Below are 22,608 nucleotides of genomic sequence, written 5' to 3' on the forward strand. Positions count from 1 at the left end.
CTCAACAACTCAACAGCAAACCCAAACTGAATTCAGACTTCAGTCAACAGCGGTAGCTGCGAAGAATAGCAGGTGTTTCTCGCTGCACGATTGACAACACGCCGCAACGCATGCAGCCAGAATTCAGCGAGTAAAACGCCGGCGAAGAGAAAAGCCGAGCCTCAAACTAGGTGAATCATACTACGAACCCCCTGAATGACATCCCCCGTTGATTCAAATTGGCAGATCGACGAGCGGCACATCATCGAAAACAAAACACGCAAACAATTACTTGCAAATACCTTATGGATATTCACAATCAATCAATGAATTTTCACTCATCCGCCAGCGGAGTCGCGGTACTCTTAGCAAAATCGTCATAACCGGGGGGGATGGGTCTCCCTCTTAATCTCATAGTTACGACCTTTAAACCCGCCAGGTCGACATACAATTTCGTGGTGCTGGGCAGACCGCGAAACTACCGGCTCGGTCAGATTCTGGAATGGTTCAGCCAGCGTTATCTTCTAGAGCAATTCTCAGAAGCATGGATCGCTTGCTTACCCAAGTCGGCGGCTCTGCCGCCAATTTCGGTGGCAAAGCCACCGGCTTGGTGGATACGCACGCTACAGTGAATCGAGAGGCGCTCTAATACGTCGGACCTCTCGCGCCGCTTACGACTCGAAAGCTGCATCTTGGTCGCCACGCTGCTAGCTAGTCTTGCGCTGCTCATGCCCGTTGCCGTCGAAGACGGCAAACTTGCCGATCGGGTTGCGCCACTGGTCAAGCAGCTTGACGCCGCGAGCAAGGCCGACCGCGACGCCGCCGAGCAAGGCCTGGTCAAGCTGGGGGCGGCCGCGATGGTTTATTTGCCGGCGGACGATGCGCCGGTCAGCGCCGAGGCCGCGCTCCGCTTAAAGCGGATTCGCAAACAGTTCGAGCAATTGGAAGTCGAACAGTTTCCCGCCGCGCGCGCCGTCACGCTGCACGCCGACCAGATGCCTCTCGACCAAGCCTTGGCTGAAATCGAGCGCCAGACCGGCAACCCGCTGGTCGATCACCGACAGAAGTTCGGCCAACTGCCCGGCCCGGTTGCCATCACGCTCGACGTGCAAGACGCGCCATTCTGGCCGGTGCTCGATCGCTTGTTGGACCAGGCGATGATGACGACCTATCCCTACGCCGACACGCGAGCGTTGGCGCTGGTGAACCGCGCGCCGAACATGCTGCCGCGCGCCGGCCGAGCGGTCTACTGGGGGGCGTTTCGCATCGAGGCGGTCGATCTGACCTCGCGCCGCGACTTGCGCGACCCCAGCCGCGACCACTTTCGCACATTGATCGAGTTGAGTTGGGAGCCGCGATTCCGACCGGTGGTGGTCAAGCTGCCGCGGCGCGACGTGCGCGTGCAATACGACGACCAGGCCGAGCGCTCGGCCACCGATCGCACGGTGCTCGAACCCGCCATCGGCTCGCGCGCCAAGGCCTATGAGTTCGACGTCTGGCTTCCCATTCCGCCCCACGGCAGCCGGAGGATATCCTCGCTGAAGGGGGAATTTCAGTTGCAAATTCCCGGGCGCGAGGCGGACTTCCGCTTCAAAAACCTGGCGGGGGAGCGCAGCCTGGAACAACGCCAGGCCGGCGTGACCGTGGCGCTCGAAAGTGTCGTCGCCAAGCCCGTCGTGCGGCCAGCCGGCGGCCAGCCAGCGCTGCGGCCGTGGGAAGTTTCGCTGCGCGTCACGTTCGACAAGGCCGGCCAAGCGCTCGAATCGCATCGCAACTGGACTGATGACAATCCGCTTTGGATCGAAACACCCGACGGCCAGCGGCTCGACCCGCTGGCCCAGACCACCACGCGGCAAAGCGACCGCGAATTCGGCGTGTCGTTCACTTTTCAACGCGAGCAAGGTTTGGACAATTGCACGCTGGTGTACCGCACGCCCACGGCCATTATCGACGTGGTCGTCCCGTTCGAGCTGAAAGGTTTGGAGTTGCCATGACAGGAAGTTCGCGTCCCAAGTTGCTGCGTGTTGCTCGGCTAGTTTGCCTGGTGGCCGCATTCATTAGCACCTCTTTCCGAGCATCGGCACAACCGGCGCCGACGAGCGCGCCAGCCCCGGGTGACGCGGTCGTGGCCGCGATCGACGGCCAGCCCATTCGGGCCAAGGAAGTGCAAGCCTTGCTGGCCGGGGCGCTGCACGGGCGCAAGATCGCCGCCGAAATCGAACCGCTGGCCGAGGCGCAAGCGCTCGAACAATTGATCGGCCGCCGACTGACAACCAAGTATCTCGGTCAAAAGAAGCAAGACGTCACGCCGGCCGAGATCGAAGCCCGCTTGCAAACATTGACGAACGAAGCGGCCGGTCACAACACGACGCTCGAAGCGCAACTGGCCAAGCAAGGTCGGACGCTCGACGAGTTGAAGCAGGAAATCGCCTGGGATTTGAACTGGACGCGGTACAGCTTGTCACAAGCCACTGACACAAAGCTCGAAAGCTGGTTCAAGGCTCATCGCGCCGACTACGACGGCACCGAAGTCCGCGCCAGCCATGTGCTGTTGCGGCCGATGGCCGATCAGAGCCCCCAGGCGATCGAAGCCCTGGTCAAGCGGGCCGCCTTGCTGCGCGACGAGATCACGATCGGCAAGATGACCTTTGCCGAAGCGGCCCAGCGCTATTCGGCCGGTCCCAGCCGGGCCCAGGACGGTGATGTGGGCTACTTCCCGCGGCACGATCGGATGGTCGAGCCCTTCGCCGCCGCGGCTTTCAAATTGAAGAAGGGGGAAATCAGCCCGCCGGTCGTCACCACGTTTGGAGTACACGTGATTCAATGCACCGACATCCGCCAGGGGGCCAAGCCCTGGCAAGATTCGCGCGACGAGCTAGTGCGGGCGGTGACCGACGACTTGTTCCAAACGATTACGAGTGAAATGCGCTCCAAGACCAAGATCGAGTACACCGGCCAGGGGCCGCATCTTGATCCGGCTACCAAGCAGTTGGTGCTGCCTAAGAAGTGAACGAACGCTCGTCGGTTTCCAGCGTTCTTCCGCCAGACCAATAAAAACGCCCACGTGCATCACGTGGGCGTTTTTTGTTGCGAGCAAAGTACTCGTACGCCGGACTTACCGGCGCGGCTTGCCGCTGGTTGCATCACCCGAACTGGCTACGGGCTTCTCGGCCACAGCTTCGGCGTCGTCGTGCAGCTCTTCGCGAACCGGCTGGCCCCGTTCGTAGTTGGCGATTTCCTTTTTCAGGTTCTCGCGCGTGGCGTCATCGGTGGCTTCGTCCATGGCCTTCTTCGACCACTTCTTCGCCTCTCCGATATCGCCGGCCTCGGCGTACGCGGCTCCCAGGGTGCTGAGCAGATTCGATTGCTTGTAGTCGGTCACTTCGCAGGCGATCTTGGCTAACTCGATGGCCCGCTTGCCATCGCGGACCTTGTCGTCGGGTGAAGTGGACAGCACCCAGGCCAGGTTGTTTAGCAAGCCGCTCTCGCGCGGGGCCTGCTTGACGGCCTCGTTATAGTCGGCGACCGCGTCGCGGTGACGCCCCATACCCAACAGCGTATCGCCGCGGACATAGCGCAACAGCCACTGCTGAGGGTCGATGGCAATCGCGGCGTCGAGCACCTTCACCGCTTCGCCGTAACGATGCTGCTGCCGATAGAGCACCGCCAACTGCATTTGCAACTCCAACTCCCGCGGCTCGTTCTCGACCGCCTGCTTGATTTCGGCGATCGCTTCCTCGGGCTGGCCGCTCAGGGTCAGCGTCGTGGCTAGGATTTTCAGCGACGGCACATGCTTGGGTTGCAGTTTCAAGACACGGCGCACGTCGGCCAGCGCGCCTTCGTACTGCTTCAAATGCGCCAGTGACTGGGCCCGCAGTAGCAGCGCCGTGGCATTGTCTTCGTCCAACTTCAGCACCTTGGCCACCGATTGGGCGACGGCCTGGTAGTCCTCGGCCATGAACTCCATTTGCGCTTTTTGCAGCCAGGCGGCAATCGACTTGGGGGCCAACTCCGTGGCCTTGTCGAACTCCACGCGAGCTTCGTCCATTCGCTTGAGCATGGCCAACGTCACGCCGCGCACTTCGTGCGTGGCGGCGTCGCCTGGCTCCAATTCAATCGCCTTGTCAAAGTCGGCCAGCGCCTCGTCGAACTTGTCTTCCGCCAGATAGATCGCCCCGCGCGTACGCAACGGCGCCGGCTCGGTCGGCTTGACCTTGTGTGCGGCGGTCAGGTCTTCGATTCGCTGCTCCGGCGTCTCGCGCGTGTTCGAGCGGATCATCAGCACTTCGTAGTGCATCTCGGGCTCGTCTTTGCCCAACTCCAAAGCCCGCTCCAACGAGCGCTTCAGTTCGGCGCGATCGCCGCCGGGCAGGCTGTTCAGCCGCACCAGCAGCAAGTGCGTCGGCGCTTGCTCGGGATCGTTCTCCAGTGACTTGCGCGCGTCGCGACGGGCGGCCTCGCGCAACTGCGGCCAGCGCGGGTCGGGCTGCTCGGGAGCAAAGATGGCCGAGGTGATAGCCTGGGCGCGTTGATACAGCGACGAAGCCAGCAGGTAGCGCGCGAACTCGTTGTTCTCTTCGTTCAGCCCCAGGTCGATCGCACGTTCGATCAACTCGATGACGTTGTTCAAATCGTCGAGCGATTCAATCGACAACTTCGCCGACACCGCGGCGTCGAGGTCGGCTTGCCCCCGCGCTTCGCCCGTGTCCTCACCCTTCTTGGGAGCGGCAAACGCTAGCGGCGCCACCAAAATCAGGGCCGCGAAACAAACTACGCCAAACCTCATGGCGACAATCCTTTCTGGGTTGAACCGGCAGCGCAGCCGCCATCCTGGCGGGCGCTCAGCGTGGACCATTATGCGCCGCCCCCGGAAATGGAGCTATGCGAGTTTTCCTCGCAGTTGCCAGATTTTGCTAGCTGGCGATTCGGCCGCACGCGGGAAGTGACGCCTTGGCAGCCACCCGTGGTCTAAGCCAGCTTCAGCGGGAAGTCGCTCAGCAGTTCCACGCCGGTCGGTGTGACCAGGTAGTCATTTTCCAGCCGAATCCCGCCGTGTAGCGTCGGCCCATACAAGCCCGGCTCGGCCGTGAACACTTCGCCGACCTCGAACGTGTCGTCCCAGTGCGGGTTCAGGTGGGGCGCTTCGTGCGGGAACAGCCCGATGCCGTGCCCCAAGTGATGTTCGAACTTGCCCAAATGGCTGCCGACCAAGTGCTCGTTGACCAACTCAAAAAGCTGCCGGCACGAGGCCCCCGGCTTGACGAACCGCTGGACGATGGTGAACACCTCGGCGATCCGCTCCCAGGCCTGGTGCTGGTCGTCGGTCGGTCGGCGATTAACGGCAAAGGCCCGGCAATTGTCGGCAAAGTAGCCCCGAAACGCCGGCCCCAGGTCCAGAATGTATAGCTCGCCGTCCCGGGCCGCGCGGGGCCGGGGCGCGCCGCCCGGCACGCCACAGGCATAGTCGTTGCCGGTGCCGGTCAGCATCTCGCCAAACTCGCGGACGGCGACCCCTTGCAGGGTGTTGAACACGTCAAGTTCCGAGACGCCCGGCTCGATCATCTCGCGAGCGGCGGCGTACATGGCCCCCGTGCCGGCGATGGCTTTCTTGATCCGAGCCAGCTCGTCGGGATCCTTTTTCCGCCGTAGTTTGAACAGTGCTGGTTCGATATCGACCAGTTCGGCCGACAGTTCCTGAGTAATGTGGGGCCCGCAGACCGAGAATTCGACGCCCACGCGGCGGGGCTTGGGCTTCTGGGCCAAGGCCGCCAGCAAGGCCTGGCTCGAGGCGTGCCGCTGGTCGTTTCGCAGCGTCGAATGCCACTGGGCGGCATAGGTCACCACCTCGTCGGCCGCCGCGACCGCCGGCGCCTGGTTCGGCGCGACCAGCGTGCAATGTCCGTCGGCCCACAGGGCGACCGCCGGCTCGAACGTCCAGGCGAACCGCGGCCCGGCCAGGTATTGCACATGCTCGATCCGGTTGACGATCACCAAGTCGAGCTTCAGCTCCTGCATCACCGCCAACAAGCGCTGCTGCCGCCCGCGGCTGAAGGGAATCGAGATGTCGTATTCGCTCATTCGATCAACTCCGAGATAATGACCAATGTCTAAATCTCAATGACCAAGGACGAGGAATGTTCCCGAATGACCATTCCATTCGCGAATTGGTCATTGGAACTTGGTCATTGGGGCTTCTTATTCGCTTCGCCCATAAAAGGCGGCTACGGGCAGCCCGGTTTGCCGCCTCACCAGGGCCGACAACTCGTCGACCTCGGCATCGCTCAAGGACGAGACGTTGCGCTCGGCCGGCGGTCGGGCCACGGTGTAGACCTGAACCAGGCTCAGCTTGCCGCCGGCCGCGATGACCTCGTTCAAGCGATCGCAGAACGCCTGCTGCTCGGCGGCCGACGGACCATGCCCGTCGATCCGCATGAACAGGGCTTGAATCACCAGCGGCCGCACCCGGGCCGCAGCGGTGATGTTATCCAAGATTTGCTGGAACGGAATGCTCGTCCGCTCGATCTGTCGGTAATAGGACTCGGTGCCGGCGTCGAGCTTGGCCCAGATTTCACCTTGGTTCGCGTCCAGGATCGCCAGGCCACGCTGGACGGCCGGCCGATGAAACATACTGGCGTTGGTAATCAGCACTAGTTTCACCTGATCGAGGCCGCGTGTGCGCTTCCGCTCGGCCACGGCGGCGACCACCTCGTCAAAGTTGCGGTGCGTGGTCGGCTCGCCGTCGCCGCTGAAAGCGATGTCGTTCAAGCGCCGCAACGGCGCCGGCGTGGCGGCCCATTTCCCCTCGGCGAACAAGGCACCGCTCGTCACGAGATCAAGCATTTCGTCCAACTCGGCCAACAGCGCCGGCAGGTCAACGAAGTCGGTCTCTCCCTTTTCGACCCGGTTTACCTGACAGTAGATGCAGTCGAAGTTGCAAACTTTGTCCGGGTTCAGGTTGATCCCGATCGACACGCCCCCCGACCGGCGACTGAGGACCGGGTAGACAAACCGGTTGGCCTCGAATCGGCGCGGATGGGCCGAAAACAAGGGGAGGGCATCGGTCTGGTTCGTGGGGAGCGGCATTGAGATGGAAGTTCTGAAAGGCGACGATTTCCTACCTATTTATACACACAACCGGCCGGGCAGGGCAGCTAGCAACCGGGCGACTTAACTGGCGTTGTCCGGAAACCGATGGGGCCGTACAAGGGACGGCCATGATCGCCAGATTCTCGCTCAAATCGTTGCTCAAGCCGCGCGTGCGCGTGGCGCTCGCCGTGGCCCTGGTCGCGGCGGCGGGGCTCAGCAGCGCGCGCTATGCCGAACGCGGCCTCAGACACCACCGCGAGGGTTACACCAGTCGCTATGCGGCGTTTACCGCGCGGCTTGATCCGCTACGTGCCCATCTGCCGACCGACGGCACGATTGGCTACCTCGCCCAGCCCGATCCTACGACCGACGAGTTGGTCAACGCCTATCGCCAGTCGCTGATCGGCTATGACTTGCTGCCGTGCCGGGTCGAGCCGGCCGCCGAGCAGGAATTGATTCTGTTCGACGCGGACGATCCGCAAGTGGAACCAGCCCAAGCGCGCACTGGAAGCTGGTTGCTCGTGGCCCAAGGCGGCGCTGGAATGAAGTTGTACCGCACGGAGTTGGGCGTTCACGCCAGCCAGGCGCGCGCCACGCAGGTTGACGAGTGGAATCGATTGCGCGCGGCGCGGGTGGGACGATGATTACGGCACTATTCCTCGCCATCGCGCTGCCGACTTGGGCGATGTATCACGTCGTCGGCGCTGGCCTGGTCATTACGAATGGAAAGTCCGGCCGGCTTCCACTGGTGCTTGGCTTGGCACTTGGGTTGGGTTTGGGCCTGACGGCTTGTAGCTATTTACTCTGGCGCGTCGCGGTGGGTGCGCCCGATTGGCGTTACCTGGCTTGTGAGTCGATCGCGCTGCTCGTTGTAGGATTGTTCGCCCGGCAGCGGCACCTGGCCAATCAACGGGGCGCACTACCAGTTCACGTTGAATCAGTTGCGCCGGTATCCGGCATCCTGCGCTGGCTCCCATGGGCAAGTTGGGCGACCTTGTTGCTTACCGCGGCCGCGCTGGTGTTGGGCTACCGGGACGAGCCGATGGGATCGAGCGACGCTTGGTGCATTTGGAATCACCGCGCGCGGGTGTTGCATCGGGGCGGGGATGCGTGGCAGTCGTTCCTCACGGCCGAAGCGCCCCACGCCGATTATCCGCTCTTGGCGCCGGCTTGCTCGGCGCGGCTATGGGCATACGGAGGCGAAACCCGCTGGGGACCGTGGCTGGTGCAATCGTTGTTCATGGGCGCGCTGTGTGCTGTGATTTACGGTGGCGTTGCCTTGGTGACGACGCGCTCGATGGGGCATTTGGCGCTATTGGCATTGTTGGCCGACGTGCGCATCGCTCAGCTCGCGGTCACGCAATATGCCGAAACCGCGCTGCAGTTTTACTTTGCCGCGGCCGTCATCGCCGCGGGGCTGGCGGCCACCAAAACGGCTCCGCGCGTGGCAGGGTACGCACTGAGCGGTTTGTTGGCGGCGTTGGCGGCTTGGACCAAGAACGAAGGAATCATGTTCGTCGCCGTCGCCGGGCTAACGATCGTCATCAGCAGCGCCTGGTACGCAGGCTGGCGCGGCGCCTTCGAGAATACGAGGGCTTGGCTCGCCGGAGGCATCGCCGTCTTACTGCTGGTCGCGCTCTATAAATTATCAGTCCAGGTCGACAACGATCTGGTCGCGGGACAAAACCTGAGCGATACGTGGCAGCGGCTGACTGATCTATCGCGATGGAGTGTCGTGCTGGGCGGGGCGGGGCGGATCACCGCTACGGTTCTGAAGGCCGCCGTGGTGTTGTTGCCGCTGGCCGCAATGGCGCTGGGACCGAGCAAGGACCGCTCGTTGCGACCTGCGGCGATGCTGGCAGTGGCCGTCTTGGCATTAATGTCGGCGGGCTTTGCCCTGGTGCTGATCACGACGCCCAATGATTTGCAATGGCACGTCAATACCTCGGTCGATCGGTTGATTAGTCAGTTGTTCCCGATCGCGATCTGGGCAGCGGCCTGCTGGCTAGCCGCGCCGGAACATTTGCTCGAGCAAGGGAAATACATCCCATCGCTTCGGCCAGACTTTGACCGAGCGCAGCCCCAGGGACATGCAGCGGGCACAGGCCCATTCTATCGGCGCGCCGGTTGAACCTTCAGTTTCCCCTGGCACAACCGCTGCCGGCGCATCCCTCACGATCAGCCCCAACTGGGGTGAATCCGTGGACGTCCCAGCAGGCATGATGCCCTTTGGCAACAGACCGTGCATCACGCGATTGGGACACGGGCGACATACTGGCGGGAAAAGGCCCCATGTCCCTCCCAATACTTTCGAGCCAGGGGGGTGACGACCCGGCCCAGGTTTTCGGGCTATGCTTCAGTTGGAAGTAGTCTTTGTGGCTTTCCACCACCCTCTGGCCCCCGCAAACCGGTCACGGCATGACGGCCATCGCGACACTCGCAGTGCCTTGCAATACGCTGTTGCGCTGCGCGGTCTGTACAACCGTGCTGCCGCTCCGCCTGGCGCGGCACGACGAGCAGGCCGGCGATTGGACCTGTGCCGAGTGCGGCTCCACAATGTCAGCGGTGTTCGACGCGACGGCGCCCGTCCACGTGCTGCGCAATGCCCGGCCGGCGGCCAAGCCGCCAGTGGCTGACTCGACGTTGAGCCTGAGTCGCTATGTGCCGAAGGGGACGGCCCAAGAGGCGTTGCCAACTCGCAAACGCCTGGTCTGCCCTTTTCAGACTTCCGATTCGCGCGAGTTCGACGCCGAGATCACCTCAGGCGCGGGGTTGATTCACGAACTCCAAGGCGAGGCGTTCCTCAAGAACTCGAACCAGTCGCGCGGCGCCGAACCCTTTGATGCTCGGCTGGCCCACGTGATGGTCCAACAAATCGACGCCACCGCCGCGGCCGTCGAGGATATGTTCAAGCGAATCTCGCTGTGCAAGTCGCCGGAACTGAACAAGCTGCCGATCCTGGCCGAAGACGCCTTGACCCGTGCGGCTGATGACATCGATCTGTTCGTCACGCTCGGGCTGAATCGCCCGGGCACCGACGCCCTGCCACGGCACAGCTTGCACTCGGGCATGCTGGCCATGAGCATTGCGGCCCACATGGGCTTCGACGGGCAAACGCTGGTCGATCTTGGTCTAGGCTGCCTGATTCACGATGTCGGGATGCTGAAGCTGGAAGACGCGCTGTACGCCCGCCCCAGGGTACTGGAACATGATGAGTTCCTGCCGATCCTGAAACACCCGATCTACACGCTCGACATCTTGAGCCCCCACATGGGCGCGCTGTCCACCGGAACGCGCGCCGTGGCCTATCAATTGCACGAGCGCTGCGACGGCAGCGGGTACCCACGGGCGCGCACCGCCGATTCGATTCACCAACTGGCCAAGATCGCCGCCGTCTCCGACGTGTACATCGCCTTGGTGTCGTCGCGGCCACATCGCCCCGGCCTGATGCCATACTTCGCCATCGAGCGACTGCTGCGTGACACGAGGCAGGGGTTGTTCGACCCAGCCGTGGTCCGGGCCCTGTTACACACCGTATCATTGTTTCCGCTAGGATCGTTCGTGTTGTTAAGCGACGGCCGCGCCGGCCAGGTGATTCGCAGCAATGGCAAGACGTATGACCGGCCCGTGGTCGAAGTCTGCCGCAAGGACGGTCGCGCGGTCCAGCGCGATATCATCGATCTGACCGCCGAGCAGGACATCAAGATCGTCCGGGCCATGCAGTCGCTGAACGAAGCCACGTAGCAGGCTTTAACCGTTCAGCACCTTCACAAGTCGTTATTCGATCAGCGGCTTGATCGCAATGCGGCGCACTTCGTCGTCGATGCCGTCCCCTTCCAGCACTTGGGGGGCACGTTCGCGCAACAACTGACGCCAGCGGTGGTCGTCGCGCCAGCGCTGAACCGGCAACAAGGCATCGAGCAATCGTTCGCCCAAGGCGTCAATCTGGGGCCGGATGGTCGTGGCTAAGTCGGGGGCTTGAACTGGCTGGGGCAAGATAACTGAAGGTCGGCTGAGATCACGCTCTTGAATCAGCTTGCCGGCATCGATCTGGGCGCGGACGACGGCCACGGTCCAGTCCGCATCGAGGCCGCGCCAGCGCCCCGCCTCGGCGGTCTGGTCGAGCACTTGCCGCTCGCGCGCCGTGTCGGTCACTGGTAGCTCGGCGCGGCGTTTGAACTCGGCCACGTCATGCATCAATCGTAAACGATCGCGCAAGACGACCAACAGCGCGTCAACATCTCGCTCGGCGTGCGCTGGCAGCGGCGCGTCGAGCGTCGCCTCGGTCTCAGGGGGCGCGGCCGGAGCACAGCCCAGCCCCATGACGGCAATCGCCAGGAGCACGCCGTAGCGAGCCAGCTTGCGCCGCAATGAAAAAACCTCGTTCAAAGGAGCCTCAAGCGGAAGAAGTCGCGAATGCGGTCGAGCAAATCGCCTGGCTCGCCGTTACTGGCCGCTGCCGAAGCCGCCACCATCGTATCGGCCTGGTGCTGATGTCGCTGGGCGATCACTTCGCTGATGGCCGCGGCCAATTCAGGCGACTCGTTCAACACCCGCGACAGCGCTTCCTTGTCGACGACATAGCACCGGGTCGGCTGGATCGCCTTGACCGAAGCCGAGCGCGGCGCGCCGGTGAGCAGCGACATCTCCCCCACAAACCCGGGGGACGAGACACGATCGATTTCGATCGTCTCGCCGGCGGGTGTCTTCTTGACGATGGCGAGTTGGCCGGCCTTCACGATGAACAATTCGCTGCCCGTTTCTCCTTCCCGCATCAATAGCTCGCCGGCGGCGTACAGTTTGCGACGCACGCGCGAGGCCAATTGCCCCAGGGCCGGCTGAGGTAGTTGGCGGAAGAAGTCGACCGACTGCAGCGCCCGCACACAAGCCCGCAGGCGGCGCGAACGATGATGCGTGGGCTGGCGCGTGTCGACATGATCGAGCCGGACGCTGTGCTGCAAGCGCGGCATGGTGATGCCGTGACGCTGGAAGGCGTACCAAATGCGGTCGCGCGCCTCGCCATCGACCCGGTCGCGAATGTCCAACTCGGTGGTAAAGATCCGCAGCCAGTATTGAATGCCGCGTTCGCTGAAATCGAAGGTCACGATGTTGGGCACCGGCGTCTTGACGATCATCGGCATGTCGGCGATGGCTTCCATGACAATGCGATGCACCTCTTGCGGAGCCACGTGGTAAGGCGCGGCGAAATAGATCGACCGGCGCGAGATGGGGGTCGGCCGCGTATAAACCACGATGGCCGTCTGGGCCAATAGGCCGTTGGGGACCGTGATGGCAGCCTGGTCCAAGGTGAGCAGCTTGGTCGCGCGCCAGTTGATCTCCAGCACCTTGCCCATGTGCGACTTCTCGGCGTCGTATTGAATCCAGTCGCCAATGCCGAAGGGCCGTTCCGCCTGGATCGCCAGCCCGGAGAAAACATTGGCCAGCATGTCCTTGGTCATCAAGCCGATGACCACCGTCAGCATGGCCGAGCCGGTGACGAGCGACGACGCCTCGACCCCCATCAGGTGCAAAGCAAAGAAGAATCCTGTGGCCAAAATGATCGCCTGACAAAGATCAAGAATGATCTTCGGCGTGCTGGCAAACAGGGCCCGTTGCGGCCGCGCCGAGACCAGCAACAAGAAGCCGAGCCGGCAGAGACAATACAACAACAAGCACAAGACAACATACTGCAGCGCGGCGGTTCGCAGCCCGGCCAAGGCCTGGACATGCCACGGCGTCAAGCACAGTGTCGCCAATAGCAGGACAACTCCTGGCAACAAGAGCCGCTTGCGATCGCGAGCCGGCAGCAGCACCGCGTTGGCGGCCAACAGGGCCACGGCAATCGGCCAGCCGCGGCTTTCGAGCAACGCGAACATACTATCGTCCATCGCGGACCTCGCAAATCAGTAGGCAAATCACCAGCGGAACCTCGCTATTGCAACGGGTTTTCGCCGGTCACGCCGTCGACCAGCACGCGGACGCGCCCCGTGGCGATGTCATAGACCCAGCCGTGCAAACGCGGCACCTTGGCGCTCTTGATCCAGGCCGAGCGAATCACGCTCAGGTGGCTGAGATGCTTGACCTGGAGTCGCACGTTTTCCTCGACGACCAGACGCAGGTACTCATCCTGGTTCAGTTCTTGCTTGCGCAGGCCCAGGCGCTGGTCGACCCACTTCTTGGCCCAGGAGATGATCATCAGCCAATCGCCGATATAGCCGGTGCGGATATTGTCGGCGCACGCCGCCGCCACGCCGCCACATTTGTAATGTCCACAGATAACGACGTCCTCGATGTGCAGCGCGTCGACGGCGTACTCGATGACCGCCGCGATGTTGATGTCGTTGTAGGCCACGACGTTGGCTACGTTGCGATGGATGAACAGCTCGCCCGGGCCGCACTTCAACAATTGCTCGGCTGGGACGCGCGAGTCCGAGCAGCCGATCCACAACAGCCGTGGCTTCTGCCCCTCGGCGTGTCGCGCGAAGAAGTCTTTGTCCCGGGCCAACTGCTCGGTAGCCCATTGTTCGTTACGCGCGAGGAATTCTTCCAATGACATAGTGCCCTCCAAGATAAAAAAGTTGTCATGTTGCCCAGCGACTCGGCGGCGTGAATGTAATTCAAAACTTTGGCTCGTCGAAAGGATGGCGGGGACGTTACTTTCCCGGCGGCACCCAATACGAGGGACAGGGCTCGTTGGACGTGAGCGCTTCGACGCAGCGTCCCAACAGCAGCATCGTCGGCCCGTCGTCCGGCAGCTCGTCCATGATCTCGGCCAGCAATCGAGCCGCCGCGCGATAGCGACGTTCCTCGAACATCTGCAGCGCTTGTTCGTAGCGCGACTTCAGGCTGTGCCAACTCTCGGTCGGCTCGCTTGGCAGCTCGAACAACTCGACAGGTTGCGAAATGTTCACCACCTGCACCGAGCACAATCGCCGCGACGGGACGTCCGCCGGCAACAGGCGGCGCGTCTCCGCGGTGACCAGCAGTTCGGTGCGCAGGTACTTGTTCATCCCTTGCACCCGACTGGCCAAATTGACCATCGGCCCCAGCGGGCCGTATTTGAATTTGCTCAGCGAGCCGGTGTTGCCGACCCGGGCCGTGCCGGTGTTGACGCCGACCCCCACTCGGATCGGTTCTTGCAATACCGCCTGCCAGCGCGCGGAAAGCTCGGGCAACGAACGGATCATGTCCTTGGCCGCGGCACTAGCCAGCGCGGCATGATCGCGCTCGGGCTTGGGCGCGCCCCACATGGCCAGCAACTCGTCACCGATGTAGTCGACTAGCACGCCGTGATGGCGCACGATGCAGTCGGACAACACCTGCATCGTCTCGCCAATCCATTCAAAGGTCTTGACCGGCCCCAGCCGCTCGCTGATGCGACTGAAGCCGCGAATGTCGCAGAACAGCACCGTCACTTCCGCATCGCGGCCAGACAGCAAGTGGGGATCTTCGTTCAGCGACCGGGCCAGCTCAGCGCCGAAAAACTGTTCAAACTGTACCTGGGCCGCCAGGGCGGTGCGTTCCTCTTTCAGCCGCGCGACGCCGGCCGCGACACCGCGGGCCAACATCTCAACCAGTTGCGCTTCGAGCTTGTTGATCGCAATGGATCTGCCGACGGTCGAGCGCTTGCGGTCCCCGTACAAGGCGCCGATCACTTCTCCGCTGCGATTCAAAATCGGCGAGGCGACCAGCGCCTGCAACTGGTCGATGCTGCCATAGTTGTTCCCCGCGGCCGGCAGTTGCCAGATGGTTTCCTTCTTTTGCCGCACGGCGGTCAAAATCTGTTGACTGGGGCGCCATTCATCAATGCCTTCCCCCAACAGCGGGCTGAGGTGCTTGGCGGCCACACTGGTCCGTCCTTCGTCGAACAGGACGACCGCGCCGGCATCGAGCTTGATCAGATCAACCAGGGCCAAGGCCGCCGCGTTGAAGAACTCGCTCGAACTGGTCGCTTGCTCCAGCACCAAGGAAATGGTCTGGAACCAGGCCAGCACGTCATCGGTCGATGTGACCTGAATCGTCGCCGGCGAAGCAAGCTGCGAGACCAGCGGGGCCGCCCGGTGCTGTCCCCAACTCCCCGGGGCGAGCGTCTGTTGTCCCAGGCTTTCAAACGCCGGCGTCGCTTCGCCGGCCTCGACGCGAATGGTCAATTCGCCCTTTGAGAACAGGAACGGCAGCGGCGCGTTGCACGCCCCGTTGGGCGCCAGCGTCGTCGACGTGTCGATCTTCAATTGCGCGCTGTCGTGCGGATTGATGACCTGGAGTTGTCCCTGCGGGCCGGGAAGGAAGCGGATCAGCTTGCGCGGCATTTCCAGATTGGAAAGAGGCGCCACGTTCAACCGTTCGCAACCGGCCCCCGAAGCCGAGCCCACCAGCTTCTGAAACATCGGCTCGTCAACGCTGCGCTGACGGCCGGCTTCGAGCGCCTGGTCAAGCGTGTCCGAGTAGACAAGTCGTTGGTGCATGTACACCTTCAACTGCAACCCCGGCATCGGAACTTCTCCGAACTCGAACCCAGACTTGAGACACCGTCAATCTGCGCTTCGAGCACCACGACGCTAAGCAAGCGGCCCTTCTGGAACGCTAGCGCGACTGGTTGACGAGCTGCCCAACCAAGATGCCCTCCGCGGTCGGCGGCGACCAAAGCCAGTCGGTCGCGGCACGCGCGGTACGGCAATCAACATAGCTGTCCTGCATGCGAAGTCAAACAATCAACTCGTGAAGGAAACTCCTGAATCGACTTGACGATGGCATCGGCCGCGACAGATCGTCGCCTTGGGGAAGTGAGCGTTACCCCCCGCGGAAACGGATGTTTTCCCCGTCCCGGCTGACTATACTGGCCAAGGTCAAGGGCAGGCCTGCTGACGTGAACGATCGGGCACGGCGAACGAGGACTCGGCAACCGCCATCCGCGCGTGATGGCTCATTGCCGCTGCGCCAAACGCAGGGCAAGAATGTCAGCCTCGCTGCGCTCTCCACGTCGGTCAGCGCCGACGCTGGGGGCGAACGATGGCCGGTAGTTTCTCGGATCGCAATCTACTGTTCGGCGTGCTCGCGCTGCAGCTCGAGCTGATCACGCGCGACGAGCTGATCGCCGCCGCGCACGTCTGGACCTTGAACAAAAGCCGATCGCTGGGCGAGATTCTTGTCGAGCAGAAGCGATTGCAGGCACCCGACCGCCAGGCGCTCGAACGGCTGGTTGGCAAGGTGACGGAGTCGCCCCACGCCAAGAACGCGATTCCGGAACTTGGTGACGGGCCAGCCACCCTTGAGCCCGCCGCGAATGGTTTGCCGCTGCCGGCGCCGCCTATTCCCGCGCCGCACGTCTCGCGAGCCGCACGCGCCACGTTCGATGCGCCGCAGCCGGAACCTTCGCTTCGCGCCGGCGCGGCCCCCCAGCACGTGGCGCCATTGTCCCAGCGCGACCAGGCTACTCAGAATTATCAAGCCGAACCGGCGCCCGACCCGAACGACGCCCTGGCCACGCGAATGATCGGCGAGGCCGAGCCACAGGGAAGCCCCGACCGCTATCACATCGTCCGCCTGCATCGTTCCGGTGGGTTGGCCGAGGTCTACCTAGCGGTCGATGAAGAGTTGCGCCGCGAAGTGGCGCTCAAGCAAATCAAGCCCGTCCACGCCGACGAGCTGTCAAGCCGGGAACGATTCGTCAACGAGGCGGAGATCACCGGCAGTCTCGAACACCCGGCGATCGTGCCGGTCTATAGCCTGGGTCAGTATCCGGATGGCCGGCCTTATTACGCCATGCGGTTTATCGAAGGTCAGACGTTACAAGAGGCCATTGAACGGTTTCACGAAGCCAATGAATCGCAAGGCCGCAGCGAAGGGAGCCGAGGTCTCGAGCTGCGTAAGCTGCTCAGCCGGTTCATCACGGTCTGCGAAGCCGTGGAATATGCCCACAGCCAGGGGATTATCCATCGCGATCTCAAGCCCAGCAACATCATGCTGGGGGACTTTGGTGAAACCCTGGTCGTCGATTGGGGGCTGGCCAAACGGCTGGACCAGGCCGAACCCACGCGGCATTCCCATTCGCGCATCGTGACCATGACGGGAAGCTCCAGCTCGGGCCATACCCGGTTGGGAAACGTCGTCGGCACTCCGCAGTACATGAGCCCCGAACAAGCCCAAGGACGGAACGACAAGCTGGGCCCGGCGACGGACATCTATAGCCTGGGGGCGGTGCTATTTACCCTGCTGGTCGGCAAGTCCCCCTTCGATGGGCGTGATTCTGTCGAGCGGATGATCGAGGATGTGCGCCGCGGCCACTTTAAGCGCCCTCGCGAACTGAACCGCGCGGTCTCGACGGCGCTGGAAGCGATTGTCCTGAAGGCGATGGCCCAGGCCCCCGAAGACCGCTACACCTCGGCCGAGGCGCTGGCCGACGACGTGGAACACTGGCTGGCTGATGAGCCGATCTTGGCACTTCCCGAGTCATTTTGGGTCCGCGCCGGGCGCAAGGTGCGCCGGCACCGCGGCGTTGCCTTGGCGACCACGATGCTGCTGGCGGCGGTCGCCATTTCGGGCGGACTGATGTGGAACCAGCGGACGCACGCCCAGGCCGTGCGCGACGAAGCGGAAATCGCCATGAAAACGGTGAACCGCGTCTTCGACAACGTCAGCACCGACGAGCTGCTTGACGAGCCCTCGTTGCAATCGATTCGCATCACGCTGTTGGAATACTACAAGCACCACGCCGGGCTGGTCGGAGACGACTCGACGCTGTTGCAAGAATATGCCGACGCCCAGATGCGAATGGCCAAGATCGCCCGCGCCACGGAAACCAAGAACGAGGCGTTTGACTATTACGCCAAGGCGCAGAAAGTTTACGAGCGAATGTTGCGAGCGGCCCCGGACGACGCGGCCCGCAAGCGTGACCTGGCGAACATCGCCATCCAGCAAGGGAACGTGATGTATGAACTGGGAGAATACTCCCAGGCGGAAGAACAATTGACCAAAGCCCGCGATGAGTTGAAGCGGCTGAGTGATGAGCGTCCCAGCGATTTGTCGCTCAAGTCCCTGCTGGCCGAGGCCTGGCACAATCTGGGCATCGTGCTCTCGAACACCGAGCAAAGCACGACCCAGCAGCGGATTATCGAAGCCTATGAAAATGGCCGAAAGCTCCGACAACAACTTTACAACCTGAACCGAGACAGCCGCGAAAACGTGCTGGCGTTGGCGGCCAGTTGGGGCTACATCGGCGACTACTACCTCGACGCCAACCAGTGGAACAAGGCGCAGCAAGCCTATCTCGATTCCAAGCTGCTCCGCGCCGACGTGGTGGAGCGAAACAAGGACGATCTCGAGGCCAAGTTCCAACTGGCGCGCGCGGAACGCAACATGGCCTTCCTGCATTGCCGGTCACATCGCCAGGACCAGGAGGCCGTCCAAAATTTCGCCCTGGCCAAGGAACACTTTCAGAAGGCCATCGCATTGCAATTGACGCTGCGCGAGCAAAAGCCGGCCAACCGCTGGTACGGCGACGACCTGGGCTACACCTATGCCATGTACGGCTCGTTGTGCATCGACACGGGCGACCTGACCGAAGGGCTCGACGCCTCGCGCAAGGCGTTCGAGATCTACAACCGACTGGTGCAAGGGGACGCCGAAGTGCCTGACTTTCGCCGCGGCCGCGCTCGATCGGCGATCAACCTGGCTAAGTGCGACTTGGCGCTGGCCAAGGACCAGCCCGACACCCCGGCCGGCAATGTCGACGCCCACCTTGAACAGGCCCGCAAGCACCTGGCAACGGCCGAAGCGGACCTTACACAAAACTCAGCGTCGAACTCAACCAAGCGCAGCGCCGGCGAAGGGGAAGAGCTGTATTTATTGGCCCAGGCCAAAGCCATGCGCGCGGAGCTGAGCGCCGACTCGGAAACATTGCTCAAGGAAGCCGCCTTGTTGTTGCAGCGCGCCAGCCGGCAGCGGTTCGCTGATCTCGACCTGCTGGCTCGCGATCGCGCGTTCAAAATGCTGCGCAGCTCCGCCAGCTTCAACGATCTGGTCAATTACATCAAAAGCAGCAGCGCCGCGGCGAACTAGCGCCGCAACCCGCGACGCTGATCGCCGCCATGTGAAAATCGACGTTCCGGGGCCACCGGCGATTTGCTAGGTTCTTCACGGCAAACACGGCTTGATCTCGCGAAAGGCATGAATGGATTTGGCGCAAGATTCGCTTTGGTGGGTGGTTCCCGCGCTGCTGGCGCCCCTGTTGTGGGCGAGCACCAACCTGGCCGATCGATCGTTGATGGATCGAGACTATCTTTCGCCGTTGGCCATGTTGTTGCCCACCGGGCTGATTCTGGCGATTCCAGGCTGGCTCGCACTGGCCGCCACGGGGCTGCACTGGCCGGGATGGCAGATTGCCGCGGCGGCGATGGGACTGGGCGCGCTGCAACTGGTTTTCTATTGGCTCTACTTTCATGCCATTAGGGTCAGCAGCCCATCGCTGGTGATCCTGCTGTGCAACTTCAAGCCGTTGTTCGTCGTCTGCCTGGCAGTTCTGTTGGTTGACGAAGAGTTGAACCGCTGGCAATGGATCGGCATCGTGGCGATGGTAGCCAGCACGATTCCCTTGTTGCTGGGGGACCAGTGGCGATCGTTCGGGCGCGCCATGGGGCTGATCGTGCCCGGCTGCATGTTCTCGGCCACGGTCGCCGTCGGACAAAAGCTGCTGGGGTATTACGCCCGATTTTCCACGATCATCATGTTCATGGCGTTGGGGGCCACGCTGGTTTCCTTGGTGGTATTCTCGCTCACGTTTCGACAATTGAAGTTCGAGCTACCCGACTTGCGTCTGGGCGTGCTCGGGCTGCTGGCAATCAGTTACGGCTTTGACGCTCTGGCCGATTTTCTGACAAAATACGCCATCAGCCTGGGATCGGTCAGCCTGGTCAACGCCTTTGGCACTTCACAGGCGGTTTGGGTCGCCGTCGGCGAACGTGCCTTGCAACAGCGCAGCCCCCGTTGGGCTCGACACTCGGAACCGGTCGATATGAGCCGATACTTTGCCGCCCTGGCATTATCGGTCTTCGGCTTGCTGTGCGGCATTATTTAATGGACCGTCGATAGCGATGGCCGACCAGACGCAACTCGATCATCATTGGCAAGTTCTCGGCGGCTGGGGCCGCTCGCCGGTCGAGACCTGCCGCGTGGTCTCGCCCGCTTCGGGCGAGGCGCTGTCCACGGCAATCCGCTCGGGAGCATGCGCCAGCTACGTGCCACGTGGCTTGGGACGCGCCTATGGCGACAGCGCGCTGAACCGCGATGCCGGCGTGCTCGACTTGCTGGCGCTGCCGCGAATGTTCGAGTTCGACGAGTCGCAAGGCCTGCTGCATTGTGACGGAGCGATTTCGTTCGACACGATCATCGGCGGACTGTTGCCGCGCGGCTGGTTCCTGCCCGTCACGCCGGGTACACGATTCGTCACCGTCGGCGGCGCGCTGGCCGCCGACGTGCATGGCAAAAACCATCATCGCGTCGGGTCAATCGCGCATTTCGTGGCGGGCCTACAACTGCAAATCGCCAGCGGCGAGGTGCTCGACTGCTCGCCCGAGCGACATGCCGAGCTGTTCTGGGCCACGTTGGGGGGGATGGGGCTCACGGGAGTAATCGTCAGCGCCAGCCTGCGGATGCAGCGCGTGCCGAGCGCGTTCTGCCAGGTTCGCTACGAGCGAACGGCCGACTTGGACCAGACGCTTACCCTTTTCGATGCGACGAACAACGATTACGCCTATTCAGTCGCTTGGGTCGATTGCCTTGCCAGGGGCGGCAAACTTGGGCGCTCGGTCGTCATGCTGGCCAACGATGCGGCGATCGGCGATTTGCCCGGCCGGTTTCGGCACGAGCCGCATGCCTGGTCGCCGCGCCGCGAGTTTGATTTGCCGTGGAATCTGCCTGCGCTGGCGCTCAATCGCTGGACGGTTCGTGCGTTCAATGCGCTCTACTATTTGCGACATCGACCGCGTCATATCGTCGCACCCTATGCCTCGTTCTTCTATCCGCTCGATCGCGTGCGACACTGGAATCGTGCCTATGGCCGCCGCGGGTTTGTCCAATACCAGGCGCTGTTCCCGCCCGAGACGTCCCGCCAGGGGCTAAGCGAGCTACTCGGAAAGCTTGCCCACACGGGTCGCGCACCATTCCTAGCCGTGCTCAAACGATCGGGTCCGGCGTCGCCGGGGCCGCTGTCGTATATGTACCCTGGCCATACGCTGGCCCTCGATTTGGCCGATACTGGCAACGATTTACGACAACTGACGCGCGAACTCGATCGCATCTTGCTCCGTCACGGCGGTCGCTTGTACCTGGCCAAGGACGCGCTGACCGACGCCGCGACGTTCCGGGCCATGTACCCACGGTTGGCCGAGTTCCAAGCGATCAAGCGGCAAGTTGACCCTCATCAACGGTTCAGCTCTTCGCAAGCGCGGCGCGTGGGAATCGTTTGAGTGGCATTACCAGTTCGGCGCCAAACGATTCCGAACGGCCGGACTAACGCTTGATGTCCGACCGTTCGTGACGCTGCGCAACCTGGCCGATTTTTTCTTGCATTGCCCAGCAAACACTTTTAGAGTTGAGCCTCGTTGCGGGCAGCAATGGCAGGGCAGCTTCAGGCAGGGCAAATCACGGGCAGCTTTTCACCGATCTCCGAGCGGCATGTTCTTTGACGAGCCAACGCTCGTCGCCAGGTTTTCGTTCGTTGCCGTTCACTCCTGCTGGCGGTCTTGACGTGCCACATCGCAGCCGCGCTACCCGAGCGCGATCGCACGAATTCCAGGCGTTTTGCGCGATTTCCTTTGGCGTCCGACAGCAAGGAGACTCTATGCGAAGGTTAATTTTCACGGCGGCCGCGCTTTGGCTGGCCGCACAATCAGGTTGGGCCGACGAGCCCCGTTCCGAGCGCGCCAGACTTGCCGACTTCTTACGCACGCACTTGCAGGACAGGGCCTTTATCACGCACGGCGACGTAATCGTTCGGCAAGAGAACCGGGAAATGCAGTTGGAACAGGTGACCACTTTTTCCAACGTGCGCCTGACCGAGCGCGGGCTGACGTTCGACATCACCACCAAGAGCACCCGCACGCACCGCGTCATTCCATCAAGCGACAGCCACAAGCCGTCGACGCCGGCCGACAACCAGGAACGCAGCGTCTCGCGCACGCTGGTGCGGCGCGTTGAGCTGGCCGAGCAGAAGCACACCGGCCACCTCGTGGGCTTTGCGCGGCACGTCAAGGATTCGCAAGGCGATCCAACCGGGGCGGTCTCGGCCGTGTTCGTCGAACATTCGAGCGATCCGCACACCGCCGTGCTCGATTTCTCGGACGCCGTGTACCACGAAGCGCCGGGTGGCGAGCCGATCAGCGAGGACGAGACCATCTCGCTGCGCCGCCACGGCGACGGGACGTTGGAACTGCACCAGAACTATCAGTTTTTCTCGGTCGATCCGGCTGCTCTGCAACGCTCGCACATCGACCGCAAACTGGTCGGGTTCCTGGAAGTCGTCAGCTACGAAAAAAACCGCTAACCACG

16 protein-coding genes are annotated in these 22,608 nt (G+C 62.6%); 9 read left to right on the forward strand and 7 right to left on the reverse strand.

From position 1 onward, the window contains the following. Window positions 1-707: 707 nt before the first annotated feature. Window positions 708-1,973, forward strand: coding sequence for a hypothetical protein (locus JSS27_00840; protein ID MBS0207475.1), 1,266 nt, complete (start codon window positions 708-710; stop codon window positions 1,971-1,973). Further along, window positions 1,970-2,989, forward strand: coding sequence for a peptidylprolyl isomerase (locus JSS27_00845; protein MBS0207476.1), 1,020 nt, complete (start codon window positions 1,970-1,972; stop codon window positions 2,987-2,989). The genes JSS27_00840 and JSS27_00845 overlap by 4 nt, the downstream gene beginning before the upstream one ends. Window positions 2,990-3,094: 105 nt before the next feature. Here JSS27_00845 and JSS27_00850 read toward each other — a convergent pair whose 3' ends face one another. From JSS27_00850 to JSS27_00860, 3 genes are all read right to left on the reverse strand, one after another. Beyond that, entirely contained in the window at window positions 3,095-4,765 is a 1,671-nt protein-coding gene (locus JSS27_00850; protein ID MBS0207477.1) for a tetratricopeptide repeat protein, read from the reverse strand. Window positions 4,766-4,947: 182 nt separating this feature from the next. Further along, on the reverse strand, window positions 4,948-6,057 hold the full coding sequence (locus tag JSS27_00855; protein ID MBS0207478.1) for an aminopeptidase P family protein: 1,110 nt from the start codon (window positions 6,055-6,057) through the stop codon (window positions 4,948-4,950). 117 nt (window positions 6,058-6,174) lie between these two features. After that, entirely contained in the window at window positions 6,175-7,062 is an 888-nt protein-coding gene (locus tag JSS27_00860) for a radical SAM protein (GenBank protein ID MBS0207479.1), read from the reverse strand. 131 nt (window positions 7,063-7,193) lie between these two features. On the opposite strand from JSS27_00860, the gene JSS27_00865 reads away from it, so the two are divergent. The 3 genes from JSS27_00865 to JSS27_00875 all read left to right on the forward strand — a co-directional run bounded on the left by JSS27_00865 (window position 7,194) and on the right by JSS27_00875 (window position 10,809). After that, window positions 7,194-7,709, forward strand: a complete 516-nt coding sequence (locus tag JSS27_00865) for a hypothetical protein (GenBank protein MBS0207480.1) — start codon at window positions 7,194-7,196, stop codon at window positions 7,707-7,709. Then, window positions 7,706-9,196, forward strand: coding sequence for a hypothetical protein (locus tag JSS27_00870; GenBank protein ID MBS0207481.1), 1,491 nt, complete (start codon window positions 7,706-7,708; stop codon window positions 9,194-9,196). Before JSS27_00865 ends, JSS27_00870 begins: the two co-directional genes overlap by 4 nt. A 311-nt stretch (window positions 9,197-9,507) precedes the next feature. Beyond that, window positions 9,508-10,809, forward strand: coding sequence for an HD domain-containing protein (locus JSS27_00875; GenBank protein MBS0207482.1), 1,302 nt, complete (start codon window positions 9,508-9,510; stop codon window positions 10,807-10,809). Window positions 10,810-10,842: 33 nt separating this feature from the next. On the opposite strand, the gene aroQ is transcribed toward JSS27_00875, so the two are convergent. The 4 genes from aroQ to JSS27_00895 all read right to left on the reverse strand — a co-directional run bounded on the left by aroQ (window position 10,843) and on the right by JSS27_00895 (window position 15,530). Continuing rightward, complete coding sequence (gene aroQ, locus JSS27_00880; protein MBS0207483.1) at window positions 10,843-11,436, reverse strand: gamma subclass chorismate mutase AroQ; 594 nt, start codon at window positions 11,434-11,436, stop codon at window positions 10,843-10,845. 14 nt (window positions 11,437-11,450) lie between these two features. Then, entirely contained in the window at window positions 11,451-12,953 is a 1,503-nt protein-coding gene (locus JSS27_00885) for a mechanosensitive ion channel (GenBank protein MBS0207484.1), read from the reverse strand. Window positions 12,954-12,997: 44 nt separating this feature from the next. Beyond that, window positions 12,998-13,621: a carbonic anhydrase gene (locus JSS27_00890; protein MBS0207485.1), complete on the reverse strand. Its 624-nt coding sequence runs from the start codon at window positions 13,619-13,621 to the stop codon at window positions 12,998-13,000. A 97-nt stretch (window positions 13,622-13,718) separates the two neighbouring features. Beyond that, window positions 13,719-15,530, reverse strand: a complete 1,812-nt coding sequence (locus tag JSS27_00895) for an adenylate/guanylate cyclase domain-containing protein (GenBank protein ID MBS0207486.1) — start codon at window positions 15,528-15,530, stop codon at window positions 13,719-13,721. A gap of 544 nt (window positions 15,531-16,074) precedes the next feature. Here JSS27_00895 and JSS27_00900 point away from each other — a divergent pair. The 4 genes from JSS27_00900 (at window position 16,075) to JSS27_00915 (ending at window position 22,603) form a co-directional block, all read left to right on the forward strand. Further along, window positions 16,075-19,122, forward strand: coding sequence for a serine/threonine protein kinase (locus JSS27_00900; GenBank protein MBS0207487.1), 3,048 nt, complete (start codon window positions 16,075-16,077; stop codon window positions 19,120-19,122). Between the two features lie 112 nt (window positions 19,123-19,234). Beyond that, entirely contained in the window at window positions 19,235-20,137 is a 903-nt protein-coding gene (locus JSS27_00905; protein MBS0207488.1) for a DMT family transporter, read from the forward strand. A 16-nt stretch (window positions 20,138-20,153) separates the two neighbouring features. Next, window positions 20,154-21,527, forward strand: a complete 1,374-nt coding sequence (locus JSS27_00910) for an FAD-binding oxidoreductase (GenBank protein MBS0207489.1) — start codon at window positions 20,154-20,156, stop codon at window positions 21,525-21,527. A 374-nt stretch (window positions 21,528-21,901) separates the two neighbouring features. Next, on the forward strand, window positions 21,902-22,603 hold the full coding sequence (locus JSS27_00915; protein ID MBS0207490.1) for a hypothetical protein: 702 nt from the start codon (window positions 21,902-21,904) through the stop codon (window positions 22,601-22,603). Window positions 22,604-22,608 lie beyond the last annotated feature (5 nt).

The sequence above is a fragment of the Planctomycetota bacterium genome, assembly GCA_018242585.1.
Classification (GTDB): Bacteria; Planctomycetota; Planctomycetia; order Pirellulales; family PNKZ01; genus JAFEBQ01.